Source organism: Paenirhodobacter sp. (genome assembly GCF_041916475.1).
Classification (GTDB): domain Bacteria; phylum Pseudomonadota; class Alphaproteobacteria; order Rhodobacterales; family Rhodobacteraceae; genus Rhodobacter.
This window is the reverse complement of the sequence record NZ_JAYRZN010000020.1, coordinates 1-16,842: the sequence shown is the minus strand read 5'-3', so window position 1 is coordinate 16,842 and position 16,842 is coordinate 1. Positions and strand designations below refer to the sequence as shown.

Sequence of the window (16,842 nt, the reverse complement as noted above, 5' to 3'; positions counted from 1 at the left end):
TTTCCCTCCGGGGCCTTTGCTGTAGATCCTGCGATCAGGCGTTGATGTGGTCGCCCAGGGCTTCCATATCGGCCAGCAGCTTCACCGCCGCATCGACCGCATCCGGCACGGCCTCGTCCACGGCCTTCTTCGCCTCGGCGACATATTCCGCGACCAGCGCCGCAGTCAGCTCCGCCTTCGGCACGCCGCGTTCGGCCAGCAGGTTCACGCTCTCGCCGGTGATCTCGGCGAAACCGCCGGTCACCCCGAACTCGTAGCTCGACCCATCGGCGCCGACGACCGTGACGATCCCCGGACGCAGCGTGGTGATCAGCGGCGCATGGCCGGGCATCGCGGTCAGGTCACCCTCGGTGCCCGGAATCCGCACCTCGCGGACCGGGACGGAAGACAGCTTCCGTTCCGGCGTCACGAGGTCGAACTGCATCGTATCGGCCATCTCTGCCCCCTTACGCCGCAGCGGCGAGCTTGGCGGCCTTCGCGATCACGTCGTCGATCCCGCCAACCATGTAGAAGGCGGCTTCCGGCAGGTGGTCGTATTCGCCGGCCACGACAGCCTTGAACGACTTGATCGTGTCTTCCAGCGGAACCTGGACGCCATCCGAGCCGGTGAAGACCTTCGCCACGTCGAACGGCTGGCTCAGGAAGCGCTGGATCTTGCGCGCGCGGGTCACCGTCAGCTTGTCCTCTTCGGACAGTTCGTCCATCCCGAGGATGGCGATGATGTCCTGGAGCGACTTGTAGCGTTGCAGGATCCCCTGAACCGCACGGGCGGTGTCATAGTGCTCCTGGCCGACCACTTGCGGATCGAGGATCCGCGAGGAGGAGTCGAGCGGGTCCACGGCCGGGTAGATCCCGAGTTCCGAGATCGCGCGGCTGAGAACGGTGGTCGCGTCGAGGTGGGCGAAGGAGGTCGCCGGCGCCGGGTCGGTAAGGTCGTCGGCCGGAACGTAGATCGCCTGCACCGAGGTGATCGAGCCCGCCTTGGTCGAGGTGATGCGCTCTTGCAGCGCGCCCATGTCGGTCGCGAGCGTCGGCTGGTAGCCCACGGCCGAAGGGATCCGGCCGAGCAGCGCCGACACTTCCGAACCGGCTTGCGTGAAGCGGAAGATGTTGTCGACGAAGAACAGAACGTCGGTGCCCGACTGGTCGCGGAACTGCTCGGCCAGCGTCAGGCCGGTCAGCGCGACGCGCGCACGCGCCCCCGGAGGCTCGTTCATCTGGCCATAGACCAGCGCCACTTTCGACTCGTCGAGCTTCTCGGTGTTGATAACGCCCGACTCGATCATTTCGTGATAGAGGTCGTTGCCTTCACGGGTCCGCTCGCCCACACCGGCGAACACGGAGAAGCCCGAGTGCACCTTGGCGATGTTGTTGATCAGTTCCATGATCAGAACCGTCTTGCCCACGCCGGCGCCGCCGAACAGGCCGATCTTGCCGCCCTTGGAATAAGGCGCCAGCAGGTCGATGACCTTGATGCCGGTCACGAGGATCGCGGTTTCCGTCGCCTGTTCGTCGAACTCGGGCGCCGGCTGGTGGATCGCGCGGGCTTCGGTCCTGATGACCGGGCCCTTCTCGTCCACCGGCTCGCCGATGACGTTCAGGATGCGGCCCAGCGTCGCGTTGCCCACCGGCACGGTGATCGGCGCGCCGGTATCGGTCACGACGGCACCGCGCACGAGGCCTTCGGTCGCGTCCATGGCGATGGTGCGCACGCTGTTCTCGCCGAGGTGCTGGGCCACTTCGAGGACCAGCGGCTTGCCGTTGTTGGTGGTTTCAAGGGCGTTGAGGATCGAGGGCAGGCCGTCTTCGAACTGCACGTCGACGACGGCGCCGATGATCTGGGTCACTTTGCCTTTGCTAGCCATTATCTGTCTCCGGTTCCGTCAGAGCGCCTCGGCGCCCGAAATGATTTCGATGAGCTCTTTGGTGATCGCAGCCTGACGCGAGCGGTTATACTCGATCGTCAGCTTGTCGATCATGTCGCCCGCATTGCGCGTCGCGTTGTCCATCGCCGACATCTGCGCCCCGTTGAAGGAGGCGTTGTTCTCCAGAAGCGCCGCGAAGATCGCCGTGGCCACACCGCGCGGAAGCAGATCCGCCAGGATCGCCTCCTCGCTCGGCTCATAGTCGAAATCGGCCGTGGCGCCATGGCCCGCAGCATCCTCGAACACTGCCGGGATGAGCTGCTTCGCGGTCGGGATCTGGCTGATCACGCTCTCGAAGCGGGAGAAGAAGAGCGTGGCGACATCGTATTCACCGGCGGCGAAGCGCGACAGGATGTCCTTCGCGATCGCCTGGGCGTTCGAATAGCCGAGCTTCTTCACGTCGCTCAGGTCGATATGGCCGATGAAATACTGGCCCAGGTCGCGGCGCAATGCGTCGCGGCCCTTCTTGCCGACGGTGAGGATCTTCACCGTCTTGCCGTTTGCCAGCAGTTCCTGGGCCCGCGCGCGGGCGAGCTTGGCGATGTTGGCGTTGAAGCCGCCGCAGAGGCCGCGCTCGCCGGTCATCACCACCAGCAGATGGGTCTTGTCAGCCCCCGTCCCGGCCAGAAGCCGGGGCGCGGAGGCCGAGCCGCCCACACCTGCCGCGAGGCTCGACATGACCGCCGTCATCCGCTCGGCATAGGGCCGGGCGGCTTCGGCAGCCTCCTGGGCGCGACGGAGCTTGGCCGCCGCGACCATCTGCATGGCCTTCGTGATCTTACGGGTGTTCTTGACACTCGTGATCCGGTTCTTGAGGTCCTTAAGGCTGGGCATGTCCCTGTCCTTTCAGGCCGATCAAGCGAAGGTCTTGGCGAATTCTTCGATCGCGGCCTTCAGTTTCGCTTCGGAGTCACCCTTGATCTTCGGATCGTCCTTGGTGAGCCACTCGAGTATGTCCTTGCGGGTGCCGCGCAGATAGGCCAGCAGGCCCGCTTCCCAGCGGCCGACATCCTTCACCGGAACGGCATCGAGGAAGCCTGCGGTGCCGGCATAGATGACCGCAACGATTTCCGCGTTGGTGAGCGGCGAATATTGCGGCTGCTTCATCAGCTCGGTCAGGCGCGCGCCGCGGTTCAGCAGCTTCTGCGTCGCGGCGTCGAGGTCCGAGCCGAACTGCGCGAAGGCCGCCATTTCGCGGTACTGCGCCAGCTCCAGCTTCACCGGGCCTGCGACCGACTTCATCGAGTTGGTCTGCGCCGAGGAGCCCACGCGCGACACCGACAGACCGGTGTTCACGGCCGGGCGGATGCCCTGATAGAACAGTTCGGTTTCGAGGAAGATCTGGCCGTCGGTGATCGAGATCACGTTGGTCGGGATATAGGCCGACACGTCGCCCGCCTGGGTTTCGATGATCGGCAGCGCGGTCAGCGAGCCCGAGCCGAAGTCCTCGTTCAGCTTCGCCGAACGCTCCAGCAGGCGCGAATGGAGGTAGAACACGTCGCCCGGATAGGCTTCACGCCCCGGCGGACGGCGCAGCAGCAGCGACATCTGACGGTAGGCCACGGCCTGCTTCGACAGGTCATCGTAGATCATCAGGCCGTGCATGCCGTTGTCGCGGAAGTATTCCGCCATCGCGGTCGCGGTATAGGGCGCGAGATATTGCATCGGCGCCGGGTCCGAAGCGGTCGCGGCGATGACGGTGGTGTATTCCATCGCGCCGGTTTCTTCGAGCTTCTTCACCAGCTGGGCCACGGTCGAACGCTTCTGGCCGACGGCGACGTAGAAGCAGTGCAGCTTCTTCTCCGGGTTGGCGGCGTTGTACGACTTCTGGTTCAGGATGGTGTCGAGCGCAATCGCGGTCTTGCCGGTCTGACGGTCCCCGATGATCAGCTCGCGCTGTCCGCGGCCGATCGGGATCATCGCGTCGACCGATTTCAGACCGGTCGACATCGGCTCGTGCACCGATTTCCGCGGGATGATGCCCGGGGCCTTCACGTCGGCGACGCGGCGTTCGGTCGCGGCGATCGGGCCCTTGCCGTCGATCGGGTTGCCGAGCGCGTCGACCACGCGGCCGAGGAGCGCCGGGCCCACCGGGACGTCCACGATCGCGTTGGTGCGCTTGACGGTGTCGCCTTCCTTGATGTCCCGGTCGGAGCCGAAGATAACGATACCGACGTTGTCGGTCTCGAGGTTCAGCGCCATGCCGCGGATGCCGCCGGGGAATTCGACCATTTCACCGGCCTGGACGTTGTCCAGACCGTAGACGCGGGCGATGCCATCGCCAACCGACAGCACGCGGCCGATTTCGGCCACCTGGGCGTCCTGCCCGAAATTCTTGATCTGCTCCTTGAGGATCGCAGAGATCTCAGCTGCTTGGATGCCCATTATCCGACCTCTTTCATGGTATTTTGCAGGGAGGCGAGTTTCGCGCGGATCGACGTGTCGATCATCTGCGACCCCAGCCTGACAATCATGCCGCCGATCAGGCTTTCATCGACGGTGACATTGAGTTTGACGGTCTTGCCGGTCTTTTCGCTGAGCGCGGCCGCCAGATCCGTGGTCTGCGCCTTGGTCAGCGCGGCCGCGGAGGTGACATCGGCCGTCATCTCGCCCTTCGCCTCGGCGATCAGGGCGGACAGCGCGCTCAGGAGCTGCGGCAGCGCGAACAGACGGCGCTTCTCCGCCATCAGCGTCAGGCCATTGGCCAGCGGCGCGGAGAGCTTCATCGTCTTGGCCAGCGCGGCAACCGCGCGCGTGGCTTCCTCGCGGCCATAGATCGGCGATGCGATCACGTCGCGCAGCTCGGCCGAGGCCGAGAGGGCCGCGCCGACCGCCTCCACGTCCGCCTCGAGCGCGGGGACGGCTTTCGCCTCCTGCGCCAGTTCGAAAATAGCCGAGGCGTAGCGCCCGGCAATGGCTGCGGAAATCGAAGCTGGTTCGGACACGTCCACCCTTCCGATGTTCTGCCCCCTGCCGGCGGCCCTGTCGGACCGGGCGGAGGTCCCCCGTTATCGGTGCAGCGGCCCGCCGGCCCTTGCACCATATTCGGCGTTGCGTGTAGCAGAGCGCCCCCCCCCTCGCAACCGTCTTGGACAACAGAATGTGATAGACGGGCACCTATTTTGCCCTGTCCTGCCCATGCCCGCCGAGTTCACCCGCTAACATCACAGAACTGTGGATTTCGCTTTGCGATCAGGGCCCGGAAAACCCGAGTAAATCCATCTGCCGGGCGGCGCGGGCGGCGGCGGTGATTCTATACGCGCGCCGCAGCGTGCCCGCTCAGACGGGGCCGGCCGCGGCCTGCCCCACCCCCTCCAGCACCGACATCGGCCGGCGCACGGTGGCGCCGAGCCCGGGGCGGCGGGGCGCATGCACCTGCTTGGACAATTCGAGCATCAGCACGCCCGCGGCAATGAGGCCGGTCAGGCGCCCGCCGAAGCGCTCCCACATCGAGGCCGAGCGCAGCCAGAAGCGGCGGTGCGAGGGCGGGATATAGAGCGCGGCGGCATGGCGTTCGGGCACGAAGCCCGCGCGGCGGCACTGCATGTCGAGCTGGCCGAGCGTATAGGGCCGGCCGAAGCCGAAGGGCGTGGTCTCGCGCGGCGCCCAGAGGCCCGAGCGGTTCGGCACGATGAGCATCGCCCGCCCGCCCGGCCCCAGCACGCGCCAGCATTCCTCGAGCAGCAGATCGGGGTTGTCCGAGACTTCGAGCCCGTGCAGCAACACCAGCCGGTCCGCCATGCCGGTTTCGAGCGGCCAGCGCGCCTCCTCGCACAGCACCGAGACATTGGGCATGCCCGCAGGCCAGGGCATCACGCCCTGATCGGAGGGCATCAGCCCGATCACCCGGCGCGCCGTTGCAAGGTAGGGGCGCAGGAGCGGCACGGCGAAGCCATAGCCCACCACCGTCTGCCCCGCCATCTCGCCCGGGGTGGCGGGCCACAGCTCCGTCAGCCTGTCGCGGATCGCCTTCTGTGCGGCGCGGCCCAGCTGCGTGCGGTAGTAGAAGTTGCGCAGGTCGAGCACGTCGAGGTGCATTGCGTCACAGGTCTCCTTCGGCGATGCTCTGGCGCCAGTAGCTTAACCAGTATCTGGCCCCCGTATCAGACCCGAGCATAGAGCAACGCGAGCGAAACGCCATGACCCTTGAACTGACGATCGTTCCCTGCCTGTCCGACAATTACGCCTGGATCATCCATGAGCAGGCGACGGATACCACCGCCGTGATCGACGTGCCCGATGCGGCGCCGATCCTCGACGTGCTGAAGGCTCGTGGCTGGCGGCTCAACCATATCCTGATCACCCACCATCACGACGACCATATCGCCGGGGTGGAGGCGCTGGCGCAGATGACCGGCGCGCGGGTGATCGGCGCGGCGCAGGATGCCGCGCGGCTGCCCGCGCTGAGCGATGCCGTAGCGCCCGGAGACCGGTTTCCGCTCGGGATCCAGACTGTGGAGGTGATCGACGCGCCGGGCCATACGCTGGGCCATGTGGCCTATTACCTGGCGGAGGCGGGGCTGCTGTTCTCGGGCGACAGTCTGATGAGCTGGGGCTGCGGGCGGCTGTTCGAGGGGACGCCCGCGCAGATGCATGCCACGCTGCGCCGTCTGGCCGCGCTGCCACCCGAAACGCGGATCTGCTCCGGGCACGAATATACCGAGGCGAACGGCCGCTTTGCGCTGGCGCTGGAACCCGGGAGCCCGGCGCTTGTGGCGCGGATGGCGGAGGTTCGGGCGCTGCGGGCCGAGGGAAAGCCAAGCCTTCCGCCGACGCTGGCGCAGGAGCTGGCCACGAACCCGTTCCTGCGCGCCGACGACGGGCTGCGGCGGGCGCTCGGCCTGCCGGAAGGCGCGAGCGCACTCGAGCTTTTCACCGAGGCCCGGGCACGCAAGGACCGCTTCTAGCGCCGGCCTGCCCCCGGAGCGGCCGCTGGGGCATAAGCCAGGCCGGGGGTGATAGCGATGGCCGGGCGACACGCGCGGGGGCGGCCCCGAAGCCCGGGATGCATCGTGGAACATGGGTCTTCCGGGCGCCAGCTCCCTCCGCGCGGGCCGGTGAATACCCGCCGCCTGTGACACAGGCGGCGCGGCGGACGATCGGGCCCGATCCCCTATGGCCTGCGGCGGAAGGCTGCGGGTCCTCTCTGGCCTGCGCAGCGCTGCGGGCGGGGCCTAGAGGCCGCATGGCCTGCACTGACGGTTTATGCCTTCCGGCGCGCTAAGCCCCACGATCCTCCGAGCGGTAGCGCCGGAGCGCATCGGCGATGAACAGCCGCGAGAGCGCATGATACAGCGTCTCGGGCGAGATCACCCGCGCGGTGCCATAGCCCAGCATGGCCGAGGCCATCACCGGCACGATATTGCCGTGGTTTCCGGTCATCTCGACGATGATCACGATCGCGGTCAGCGGCGCCTGGGTGACCCCGGCAAAATAGCCCGCCATTCCGAGAATGGCCGCGAGCCCCACCTGCCCCCCGATCAGCCCGGCGAGCATCGCTCCAAGCCCCGCGCCCACCGAAAGCGACGGCGCAAACAGCCCGCCCGGAATACCCGATACCGTGGCCGCCAGCGTGACCAGCAGCTTCGCCACGAAGAAATGCGCCTCGGGGGCTTCGCCCTCGATCGCCGCGCGGGCCTGTTCGTAGCCGGTGCCCCAGGTCTCGCCGCCGGTGAGGATGCCGACCACGGCCGTAATCAGCCCCGCCACCAGCGCCACGATCAGCGTGCGCTGCAGCGCGGGCATGGCCCGGACCCGGCGCAGGCGCCGCGTGATCCAGATCACGGCGCGGGAAAAGGCCGCGCCCATCAGCCCGCCGCAGATGCCGCAGGCGCCGACGAGGAGCCAGTCCTTCAGCGTGCCGAAGGTGGCATGCGACACGCCGAAATAGGTATAGCTGCCGAGGAGCCAGAGCGAGGCGATCCCCGAGATGATCACCGTCGTCAGCACCACGCCATTGGTGCGCGCCTGGAACGAGCGGCCCATTTCCTCGATGGCGAAGACGATGCCCGCGATCGGCGTGTTGAAGGCCGCGGCGATCCCGGCCGCAGAGCCCGCGAGGATCAGCCCGCGCATCCGCACCATGTTGCCGTAGCGCCCCGCGGCCATCATGATCGAGGCGCCGATCTGGACCGTCGGGCCCTCGCGCCCGATGGAGGCGCCGCAGGCCAGCCCCGCGACCGTCAGCAGGACCTTGCCGAAGGCGATGCGCAGCGACAGCACCCCGCCGCGCCCCGGAAGGTGGCACAGCTCGCGCGCGGCGATGGCCTGCGGAATGCCCGAGCCCTGCGTGCCCGGAAACAGCCGCGCCGCAGCCCAGGCGCTGAGCACGAAGCCCGCAGGCGTGATCAGCAGCGGCAGCCAGCGCCGCCAGCCATCGCGCGTGGCGGCCAGAAACAGCTCCTGCGCATGATCGGCGGCAATCGCGAAGCCGACGCTGACCAGCCCGATGGCCAGCGCCCCGCTCCAGAAGACCAGCCGGGCCGCGATGTGCCGGCGCGTCACCATGGCACGCGACCGGCGCAGCATCGCCATCCGCCGAATCCTCAAGGACCCCATCTTTTGCCCCGCTCTGCGCTTTTCTTTCCCATGGACTGCGCTATCCCTTGTTGCAAGTGCAGAGCGTTCCTAACTGAGCTGCCCTGCCCGGTGATTTTGCCCATGCGGCATGATCATTTTTTGGGCGCAACGCAAAGTTTGAACGATTTTTGCGCAGATGGGGCTTGAAGAGTGGCGAAATCCACCGAACTTTAACCTCATGAGGCCAATGTCGGCAGGACACCCCCGCCGAAGAAAGGAGCATCAGATGCCGTCGTTCTCGACCACGCTCGAACAAGCCATTCATGGGGCGCTGGCACTTGCCAATGCGCGCAAGCATGAGCTGGCCACGCTCGAACACCTGTTGCTCGCCCTGATCGACGAGCCCGACGCCGGCCGCGTGATGCGCGCCTGCGGCGTGAACCTCGACGAGCTGCGACAGACGCTGACCGAATTCATCGACGACGATCTCTCGACCCTGATCACCGAGGTCGAAGGATCCGAGGCCGTGCCGACTGCCGCCTTCCAGCGCGTGATCCAGCGCGCAGCGATCCACGTCCAGAGCTCGGGGCGCACCGAAGTCACCGGGGCCAATGTGCTCGTCGCGATCTTTGCCGAACGCGAGAGCAATGCCGCCTTCTTCCTGCAGGAGCAGGACATGACCCGCTATGACGCGGTCAACTTCATCGCGCATGGCGTGGCGAAGGACCCGTCCTTCGGCGAGCCGCGCCCGGTCGTCGGCTCCGACGAGGAACCCAAGCAGGAAGCTCAGGCGACCCACGCGGAGAACAAGGAATCCGCGCTCGGCAAATATTGCGTCAACCTCAACGTCAAGTCGCAGAAGGGCGATATCGACCCGCTGATCGGGCGCGAGGAAGAGGTGGAGCGCGCGATCCAGGTGCTGTGCCGCCGGCGCAAGAACAACCCGCTGCTGGTGGGCGACCCGGGCGTGGGCAAGACCGCCATCGCCGAGGGCCTGGCGCTGAAGATCGTGCGCGGCGAGACGCCGGAGATCCTGGCCAAGGCCATGATCTTCTCGCTCGACATGGGCGCGCTGCTGGCCGGGACGCGGTATCGCGGCGATTTCGAAGAGCGGCTGAAGGCGGTGGTGAAGGAGCTGGAGGATCATCCGAACGCGATCCTGTTCATCGACGAAATCCACACCGTGATCGGCGCGGGGGCGACCTCGGGCGGGGCGATGGATGCATCGAACCTGTTGAAGCCAGCGCTCGCGGGCGGCAAGCTGCGCTGCATGGGCTCGACCACCTACAAGGAATACCGCCAGCATTTCGAGAAGGACCGCGCCCTGAGCCGCCGGTTCCAGAAGATCGACGTGAACGAGCCCTCGGTGGCGGATTCGATCAAGATTTTGATGGGGCTGAAGCCCTATTTCGAGAAGCACCACGACCTGCGCTATACCAATGACGCGATCAAGGCGGCGGTGGAGCTGTCGGCGCGCTACATCAACGACCGCAAGCTGCCTGACAAGGCGATCGACGTGATCGACGAAGCGGGTGCTGCGCAGCATCTGCTCTCGGCTTCGAAGCGGCGCAAGACGCTGGGCGAGAAGGAGATCGAGGCGGTGGTTGCCAAGATCGCCCGGATCCCCCCGAAGAACGTGTCGAAGGACGATGCCGAGGTGCTGCGCGACCTGGAGAAAACGCTCAAGCGCGTGGTCTTCGGGCAGGACAAGGCGATCGAGGCGCTGTCTTCGGCGATCAAGCTGGCGCGCGCAGGTCTGCGCGAGCCCGAAAAGCCGATCGGCAACTACCTGTTTGCAGGCCCCACCGGCGTCGGCAAGACCGAAGTCGCGAGCCAGCTGGCGAAGATCCTCGGTGTGGAACTGCTGCGCTTCGACATGTCGGAATACATGGAGAAGCATGCGGTCAGCCGGCTGATCGGCGCGCCTCCGGGCTACGTCGGCTTCGATCAGGGCGGGATGCTGACCGATGGCGTGGACCAGCATCCGCATTGCGTGCTGTTGCTCGACGAAATCGAGAAGGCGCACCCGGATGTGTATAACATCCTGCTGCAGGTGATGGACCACGGCAAGCTGACCGACCACAATGGCCGGCAGGTGGATTTCCGCAACGTGATCCTGATCATGACCTCGAATGCGGGTGCATCGGACATGCAGAAGGCCGCGATCGGCTTCGGGCGCGACAAGCGCGAGGGCGAAGATAAGGCCGCGATCGAGCGCACCTTCACGCCCGAATTCCGCAACCGTCTGGATGCTGTCGTGTCCTTCGCGCCGCTGCCGCGTGAGGTGATCCTGCAGGTGGTGGACAAGTTCGTTCTGCAGCTGGAAGCCCAGCTGATCGACCGTAATGTCCATATCGAGCTGAGCCCGGAGGCGGCCGACTGGCTCGCCGAGAAAGGCTACGACGACAAGATGGGCGCGCGTCCGCTGGGCCGCGTGATTCAGGAGCAACTGAAGAAGCCGCTGGCCGATGAGCTGCTATTCGGGCGGCTGACGAAGGGTGGCGTCGTGCGCGTGACGGTGAAGGACGGCACGATCCAGCTCGACATTTCCGAGCACGGCAAGCCTCGGCTGACGCGCACGAAACCGCGCCTCCTGCCCGCCGGGTGACACGGCAAACGACCACAGAGGCCCGCCACCCGGCGGGCCTCATTCTATTTGCGGCGCCATGAATGCGAATCCCCCCAAGCGGACCACCGGAAGCCAGAGCTTTGCCGCCAGCCCTTGAGCACCAGCATGCCATTCGGTTTCGTCGGCTATGGACTGGGCGCAGCCCTCTCGCGGCATACAGTTGTATTCCGCAAATATCTGGCATTACACAATTTTTTAGATTGCCTTCAGGAAAGCATCGGCTAAGGAGAATTATCCTGCAGGAGTTCCGGCATGCCCCTGATCGAAGATCATCCCCTTCGCCACGCGCTGGTTAACGAGCTTCACGCCCGCCCTTTCCCTGCGATTCAGGCGCCGGCACAGGTCGCCTATGTGGCGATCAAGGACCCGGTTGATGCCGCAAACCGGAACCGCGCGCGCGATCACGCGCATCTGTGCGACCTGCTCGAGAGGAACGGGAGCTTCCTGCCGACGCTGGACGCGACCCATCACGCAGCGCCGCTTGGCCGGTCGCATCTGGCCTGGGAGAGCCACACCGAATTCGTGACCTATCTGGCCCATGCGCAGGGAGTTTCCGCGCGCGCCTTCGACCCGGCCGAAACCGAAGTCTTCCCGGCGGACTGGCTCGCCGCCGCCCCCGGAAAGCGCATTGCCGCAGTGCAGGTCCGTATCGAGCCCCTGCCGGAAGACCCGGATGCGATCATCCCCATGATCGAAGACTGGTTCGTCGCCGAAAGCCTGGTCTGCGCCTGGGTTCTGGACGGGGCTGCGATCGTCGCCACCGATTTTCGCATCGACGCCAACGGTCAGATGCGCTTCGCCCTGTTCCCGCACCGCGGCACCGGCCCGGGCCGGATCGGCCGCATCGTGCAGTGGCTGTGCGAAATGGAAACCTATCGGGCCATGTCAATGCTTGGGCTGGGCCGCGCGCGCGGGCTGACCCGCCGTCTGAACGAACTCGAGCCGCGCCTTTCAGAGGTCGTCAACGGTATGGGCGGAGGCGTGGCCGAAGACACGCTGCAGCGGCTGCTCACGATTTCGGCCGAACTGGAGGCTCTGGCCGTCGGCCATTCGTTCCGCTTTGGCGCGACCGGCGCCTATGCCGCCATCGTGCGCGAAAGGGTCGATGTGCTGCGCGAAAGCCGTGTGCAGGGGCGTCAGAAATTCGGGGAATTCATGCTGCGCCGCTACGAACCGGCGATGCGCACGGTGATTTCCGCAGAAGCCCGGCTTCAGGCCATGGTGGAACGCGCCTCCCGCGCCGCGGAATCTCTGCGCACCCAGGTGGAGGTTGCCCGCCAGTCGCAGAACCAGAAAGTGCTCGAGAGTATGGACCGCCGGGCCGATCTGCAGCTGCGGCTGCAGCACACGGTCGAAGGGCTGTCGGTCGTGGCGATCAGCTATTATGCGGTGAGCCTTGCGGGCTATTTGAGCTATCCCCTCGCGAAGCATTTCGGCCTGTCGAAAGAGATGGCGATTGCCGGCCTGACACCGCTGGTCATCCTTGGTGTCTGGCTGATGATCCGGCGGATCCGCAAGGGTTTTCACTAAGCCGTTCCGCAGCGCGCTGTGCGTGCTGCGGACTAATATCCACATGTGGATCAGGAGTTCACGCCGATGGCAGCCCCCCACCGCGGGCGTGGGCCCCGGCACGAGAGGCCAGCCGAAGCGCGAGTCGGGCCTTGGCAAAGGAGTCTGCTGCCGCGTCGGGCCGATGGGCTTTCCGCGCGCCTGGCACACCCTCTGTCGTCAAATCACAGGCCGCCGCACAGCGATTTCATGGCAATCACTCCGCCGCCCCTCGATGGGTCAGCGTACCTATGCGCCGTATAGATGAGCGCGACCCTCCGCCGCCTCGTCTCCCCTTGGCGCAGTGGCGATGGTATTCCTGAGGCCACGAGGGGGCATCGACGATACGGCCGGGGTGCAATCGTCGATGAGACCACGCGGGGCGAGGCGGAACTGTCCACTCCGGGCAGCGGGCCTCAATAGCTTTTCCCAGAGCGGCTTCCTGCGCGCGATCCGTTCTTACGCGTCGCGCCCTGCCCGACTGCTCTCCCGCCTGATCGCGCTCTTGGGATGGCTGTCTCGGTCTGGGGAGCAGTCGGCAGCCGGTCACCCCGAGCGGGCGCTGAAAATTCTGCAATCGGGCCATCCAAAGGCGCGGCGCAGAGAAACGACCGAAGGGCTCAGGTCGTCGTTGGATGTAAGCTCAGTGGCAGTCCGGATTGCCAGCGGAGAGCGGCCCGGCGGGAGGCTGACAGGGGCGCTCGGAAGGTCCTGCCGGCGCCCCCGCAAAGACTTGAGCCGCCCCGTTCGGCGCCCGCGCGCCGCGCAGTCCAGCCCCCTTATCAGGGGCGGAAACTGGCACGTTCTGAAAAGCGCTCCTCCGCGCTGCCGACACCCGCAAAGGACGCGCCTACAGGCATCGCCATAGAGGCAGGGCCCGTCCCTGAAGTTACGGCCGGGCCTCCCGGGCGAGAAATTTCCGCCGCATGACCGGGCCAGGGCGCTGAGCGATGCGCCAATCCCTCACGGCCGCTCTGCACCGATTGCGCCTCAGGGCAAACGCCACCCGCGGCGCCCCGGGGAGGAAATCGGCCCCTTGCAGCCGAACCCTTCGGCGCAAGGGGCGAGATCAGCACTCCGGCAGCCCCCGCGGGCCTCGCGCGAGACGGCCGGGCAACCCTGCCCTCAGGGCAGTATACGCACGCCCCCCTTGGCTGCCGAGGAGGCCAGCATCGCATAGGCCTTCAGTGCGGTGGAGACCTGCCGGCTGCGCGGCGCGCTCGGGGTCCAGGGCAGCGGGCCCTTCGCGGCGCGGCGCGCCTCGAGCACATCCGCAGCCACCGCGAGGTTGATCGTCCGGTTCGGAATGTCGATCTCGATCCGGTCGCCGGTTTCCACCAGCCCGATCAGGCCGCCCTCCTCCGCCTCCGGCGAAACGTGCCCGATCGAGAGACCCGAGGTACCGCCCGAGAACCGGCCATCCGTGAGCAACGCGCATTTCGCGCCCAGCCCCTTCGATTTCAGGTAGCTCGTCGGGTACAGCATTTCCTGCATCCCCGGCCCGCCGCGCGGCCCCTCGAAGCGGATCACCACCACCTCGCCTTCCTTCACCTTGCCGGTGAGGATACCCGAAACGGCATCGTCCTGGCTCTCGAACACCTTGGCAGAGCCCGAGAATTTCAGGATGGAATCGTCTACGCCCGCGGTTTTCACGATGCAGCCGTGCTCGGCGATATTGCCAAACAGCACCGCGAGGCCGCCGTCCTTGGAAAACGCATGCTCGGCCGCGCGGATCACGCCCTTGGCGCGGTCGCGGTCCAGTTCCTTGTAGCGGTTGCCGGTGGAGAAGGCCTGGGTGGTGCGCACGCCGCCGGGCGCCGCGCGGTAGAATTCCTCCACCGCCGGGTCATTCGCCGTGATCACATCCCATTTCGCAATCGCCTCGCCCAGCGTCGGCGCATGCACGGTGCGCACGCCCGCATGGATCAGCCCGGCGCGGTTCATCTCGCCGAGGATCCCCATGATGCCGCCCGCGCGGTGAACGTCCTCCATGTGCACGTCCTGCTTCGCGGGCGCCACCTTGCACAGCACCGGCACCTTGCGGCTCAGCCGGTCGATGTCGTCCATGGTGAAATCGACCGCGCCTTCATAGGCGATGGCAAGCAGGTGCAGCACCGTGTTGGTGGAGCCGCCCATCGCGATATCGAGGCTCATCGCATTCTCGAACGCATCAAACGTGGCGATATCGCGCGGCAGCAGGCCGGCCTCCTCGCCCTCGTAATGGCGCTTGGTGATATCGACGATCCGGCGCCCGGCCTCCAGGAACAGCTCCTTGCGGTCCGCATGCGTGGCCAGCATCGAGCCATTGCCCGGCAGCGCGAGGCCAAGCGCCTCCGCAAGGCAGTTCATCGAATTCGCGGTGAACATCCCCGAGCACGATCCGCAGGTCGGGCAGGCGGCCTTCTCGATCGCCTCGACCTGTTCGTCGGTGTATTTGTCATCGGCCGCCACGACCATCGCATCGACCAGGTCGAGGTCATGCGCGATGATGTCGGGCGAGATCTTGCCCGCCTCCATCGGCCCGCCCGATACGAAGATCACCGGGATGTTGAGCCGCATCGCCGCCATCATCATCCCGGGGGTGATCTTGTCGCAGTTGGAGATGCAGACCATCGCATCGGCGCAATGCGCATTCACCATGTATTCCACACTGTCGGCGATCACCTCGCGCGAGGGCAGCGAATAGAGCATCCCGTCATGGCCCATCGCGATGCCGTCGTCGATCGCGATCGTGTTGAATTCCTTCGCCACGCCGCCCGCCTTCTCGATCTCGCGCGCGACCATCTGGCCCAGGTCCTTGAGGTGCACGTGCCCGGGGACGAATTGCGTGAAGGAGTTCACCACCGCGATGATCGGTTTGCCGAAATCGCTGTCCGTCATGCCGGTCGCGCGCCACAGGCCGCGTGCGCCCGCCATGTTGCGGCCGTGGGTGGATTTGCGGGAACGGTAGTAAGGCATCTGGCTCCTCCGGGTCGCTCCGCCCGAGTGGCGGTCTTGCGCCCTCTTACGCGCGCGCGCCGGAAATGCCAATGTTGTAAAGGGTCAGAACCCGTTACCCATGCGCCCGTCACCCGTGCGGATGCAGGTGCGGATGGCTGTGCAGATGCGGATGCGAATGGATCTCCGCCGGGATCAGCCGGCCCTCCTCGATCAGCATCGCCCGGCTCGCCAGCTCGGCCACGAAGCCCGCATCATGCGACACGAGGATCATCGCGCCCTCGAAGGCCGCGAGCGCCGCGCGCAGCCGCGCCATGTTTGCCGCATCGACACCATTCGTCGGCTCATCGAGCAGCAGCACATCGGGCCGCATCGCCAGCAGCCCCGCGAGGCACACGAGCCGCTTCTCTCCGCCCGAGAGCCGGTGCGTGACCCGCTCCGCCAGATGGCCGATCCCGAGTTCGGCCAGCACCTCCCGCGCCGCGGCCTCCGGATCACTCAGGCCGATATTCGCCGGGCCGAAGGCCACATCCTCCAGCACTGTCGGGCAGAAAAGCTGATCGTCGCTGTCCTGGAACAGGAAGCCCAGTCGCGGGCGCAGGGGCCGGAAATCGCGCTCGCGGCGGCAGTCCGTCCCGAAGAGGCGCACCGCCCCTTCGGCAGGCTCGAGCCCGGCGATGGCGCGCAGGAGCGTGGTCTTGCCCGCGCCATTCGGCCCGACGATGGCCAGCCGCTCGCGCGGCAAAAGACGCAGCGAAGCCCCCCGCAGCACCGCCGCCCCATCGCGCGAGACCGACACATCGCCGAGGGAAATCAACGGGATCACAGCCGGTCCACCGCCACAGCCAGCGCCCCGCAGAGGCACAGCGCCACAAAGCCCGCCCAATCCGCCGCCCGCGGCCGGGCGAAGGCCGCATGGGCGAAGCGGCCGCTGAAGCCGCGCATCCGCATCGCCTCTTCGACCCGCCGGGCGCGCTCCAGCGCGCGCACGAGCAGCATGCCCGTGAGGTTGCCATAGCTGCGCCAGGTGTGGCGGCCGGTGCCGGGCCGGAAGCCGCGCGCGCGCATCGCGAGGCGCAGCCGGGCGGCTTCGGCCCGGATCACCTCCAGATAGCGCGGCGCCAGCACGAAGACCCGCACCAGCGGCTCCGGCAGCCGCAGCGCATGGAGCGCCGCACCGAGCCGCGCCATCTCCACCCGGCCAAGGAGCGCCATCAGCAAAAGCGCCGCCGCCGTGACCTTGCAGCCCACCAGCCCCGCCCGCAGCAGCCCCTCGCGGCTGAG

At 66.7% G+C, this 16,842-nt stretch carries 13 protein-coding genes; 3 read left to right on the top strand and 10 right to left on the bottom strand.

Features of this window, described 5'->3' with window-relative positions:
* Window positions 1-34: 34 nt before the first annotated feature.
* The 6 genes from ACOMG5_RS09905 to ACOMG5_RS09880 form a co-directional block, all read right to left on the bottom strand.
* Window positions 35-436 (bottom strand): F0F1 ATP synthase subunit epsilon, encoded by a 402-nt coding sequence (locus tag ACOMG5_RS09905; protein WP_420343636.1) that lies wholly within the window; start codon window positions 434-436, stop codon window positions 35-37.
* Window positions 437-446: 10 nt separating this feature from the next.
* Window positions 447-1,865 carry a F0F1 ATP synthase subunit beta gene (gene atpD, locus ACOMG5_RS09900; RefSeq protein WP_420343635.1) on the bottom strand — a complete coding sequence of 473 codons (1,419 nt, stop codon included), beginning with the start codon at window positions 1,863-1,865 and terminating at the stop codon, window positions 447-449.
* Window positions 1,866-1,883: 18 nt separating this feature from the next.
* Complete coding sequence (locus ACOMG5_RS09895; RefSeq protein WP_420343634.1) at window positions 1,884-2,759, bottom strand: F0F1 ATP synthase subunit gamma; 876 nt, start codon at window positions 2,757-2,759, stop codon at window positions 1,884-1,886.
* A gap of 21 nt (window positions 2,760-2,780) precedes the next feature.
* A complete protein-coding gene (gene atpA, locus ACOMG5_RS09890; protein WP_420343633.1) occupies window positions 2,781-4,310 on the bottom strand; it encodes a F0F1 ATP synthase subunit alpha in 1,530 nt (509 codons plus the stop codon).
* On the bottom strand, window positions 4,310-4,870 hold the full coding sequence (locus ACOMG5_RS09885) for a F0F1 ATP synthase subunit delta (RefSeq protein ID WP_420343632.1): 561 nt from the start codon (window positions 4,868-4,870) through the stop codon (window positions 4,310-4,312). Before ACOMG5_RS09885 ends, atpA begins: the two co-directional genes overlap by 1 nt.
* 334 nt (window positions 4,871-5,204) lie before the next feature.
* Window positions 5,205-5,963, bottom strand: a complete 759-nt coding sequence (locus ACOMG5_RS09880) for a methyltransferase domain-containing protein (protein ID WP_420343631.1) — start codon at window positions 5,961-5,963, stop codon at window positions 5,205-5,207.
* A 101-nt stretch (window positions 5,964-6,064) separates the two neighbouring features.
* On the opposite strand from ACOMG5_RS09880, the gene gloB reads away from it, so the two are divergent.
* Window positions 6,065-6,832 (top strand): hydroxyacylglutathione hydrolase, encoded by a 768-nt coding sequence (gene gloB, locus ACOMG5_RS09875; RefSeq protein WP_420343630.1) that lies wholly within the window; start codon window positions 6,065-6,067, stop codon window positions 6,830-6,832.
* 313 nt (window positions 6,833-7,145) lie between these two features.
* Here the strand turns inward: gloB and ACOMG5_RS09870 are convergent, their stop codons facing one another.
* On the bottom strand, window positions 7,146-8,459 hold the full coding sequence (locus tag ACOMG5_RS09870; RefSeq protein ID WP_420343629.1) for a chloride channel protein: 1,314 nt from the start codon (window positions 8,457-8,459) through the stop codon (window positions 7,146-7,148).
* A 271-nt stretch (window positions 8,460-8,730) separates the two neighbouring features.
* Between ACOMG5_RS09870 and clpA the strand changes: the two genes are divergently transcribed.
* Together clpA and ACOMG5_RS09860 are read left to right on the top strand one after the other, a co-directional pair.
* Entirely contained in the window at window positions 8,731-11,052 is a 2,322-nt protein-coding gene (gene clpA / locus ACOMG5_RS09865; RefSeq protein ID WP_420343628.1) for an ATP-dependent Clp protease ATP-binding subunit ClpA, read from the top strand.
* Between the two features lie 273 nt (window positions 11,053-11,325).
* A complete protein-coding gene (locus tag ACOMG5_RS09860; RefSeq protein WP_420343627.1) occupies window positions 11,326-12,603 on the top strand; it encodes a DUF3422 family protein in 1,278 nt (425 codons plus the stop codon).
* 1,143 nt (window positions 12,604-13,746) lie between these two features.
* Here the strand turns inward: ACOMG5_RS09860 and ilvD are convergent.
* The 3 genes from ilvD to ACOMG5_RS09845 all read right to left on the bottom strand — a co-directional run.
* Complete coding sequence (gene ilvD, locus ACOMG5_RS09855) at window positions 13,747-15,579, bottom strand: dihydroxy-acid dehydratase (protein ID WP_420343626.1); 1,833 nt, start codon at window positions 15,577-15,579, stop codon at window positions 13,747-13,749.
* 109 nt (window positions 15,580-15,688) lie between these two features.
* Entirely contained in the window at window positions 15,689-16,384 is a 696-nt protein-coding gene (locus ACOMG5_RS09850) for an energy-coupling factor ABC transporter ATP-binding protein (RefSeq protein ID WP_420343625.1), read from the bottom strand.
* Window positions 16,381-16,842 (bottom strand): energy-coupling factor transporter transmembrane component T family protein (locus tag ACOMG5_RS09845; protein WP_420343624.1); only part of this gene is annotated, 462 nt, incomplete at its 5' end. The genes ACOMG5_RS09850 and ACOMG5_RS09845, both read right to left, overlap by 4 nt.

What these genes read in the sequence shown, in the direction of transcription:
- ilvD (WP_420343626.1), bottom strand. Translation starts at nt 15,579, where the DNA reads ATGCCTTACTACCGTTCCCGCAAATCCACCCACGGCCGCAACATGGCG.
- gloB (WP_420343630.1), top strand. Translation starts at nt 6,065, where the DNA reads ATGACCCTTGAACTGACGATCGTTCCCTGCCTGTCCGACAATTACGCC.
- ACOMG5_RS09880 (WP_420343631.1), bottom strand. Translation starts at nt 5,963, where the DNA reads ATGCACCTCGACGTGCTCGACCTGCGCAACTTCTACTACCGCACGCAG.
- ACOMG5_RS09895 (WP_420343634.1), bottom strand. Translation starts at nt 2,759, where the DNA reads ATGCCCAGCCTTAAGGACCTCAAGAACCGGATCACGAGTGTCAAGAAC.
- ACOMG5_RS09870 (WP_420343629.1), bottom strand. Translation starts at nt 8,459, where the DNA reads ATGGCGATGCTGCGCCGGTCGCGTGCCATGGTGACGCGCCGGCACATC.
- ACOMG5_RS09905 (WP_420343636.1), bottom strand. Translation starts at nt 436, where the DNA reads ATGGCCGATACGATGCAGTTCGACCTCGTGACGCCGGAACGGAAGCTG.
- ACOMG5_RS09860 (WP_420343627.1), top strand. Translation starts at nt 11,326, where the DNA reads ATGCCCCTGATCGAAGATCATCCCCTTCGCCACGCGCTGGTTAACGAG.
- clpA (WP_420343628.1), top strand. Translation starts at nt 8,731, where the DNA reads ATGCCGTCGTTCTCGACCACGCTCGAACAAGCCATTCATGGGGCGCTG.
- atpA (WP_420343633.1), bottom strand. Translation starts at nt 4,310, where the DNA reads ATGGGCATCCAAGCAGCTGAGATCTCTGCGATCCTCAAGGAGCAGATC.
- atpD (WP_420343635.1), bottom strand. Translation starts at nt 1,865, where the DNA reads ATGGCTAGCAAAGGCAAAGTGACCCAGATCATCGGCGCCGTCGTCGAC.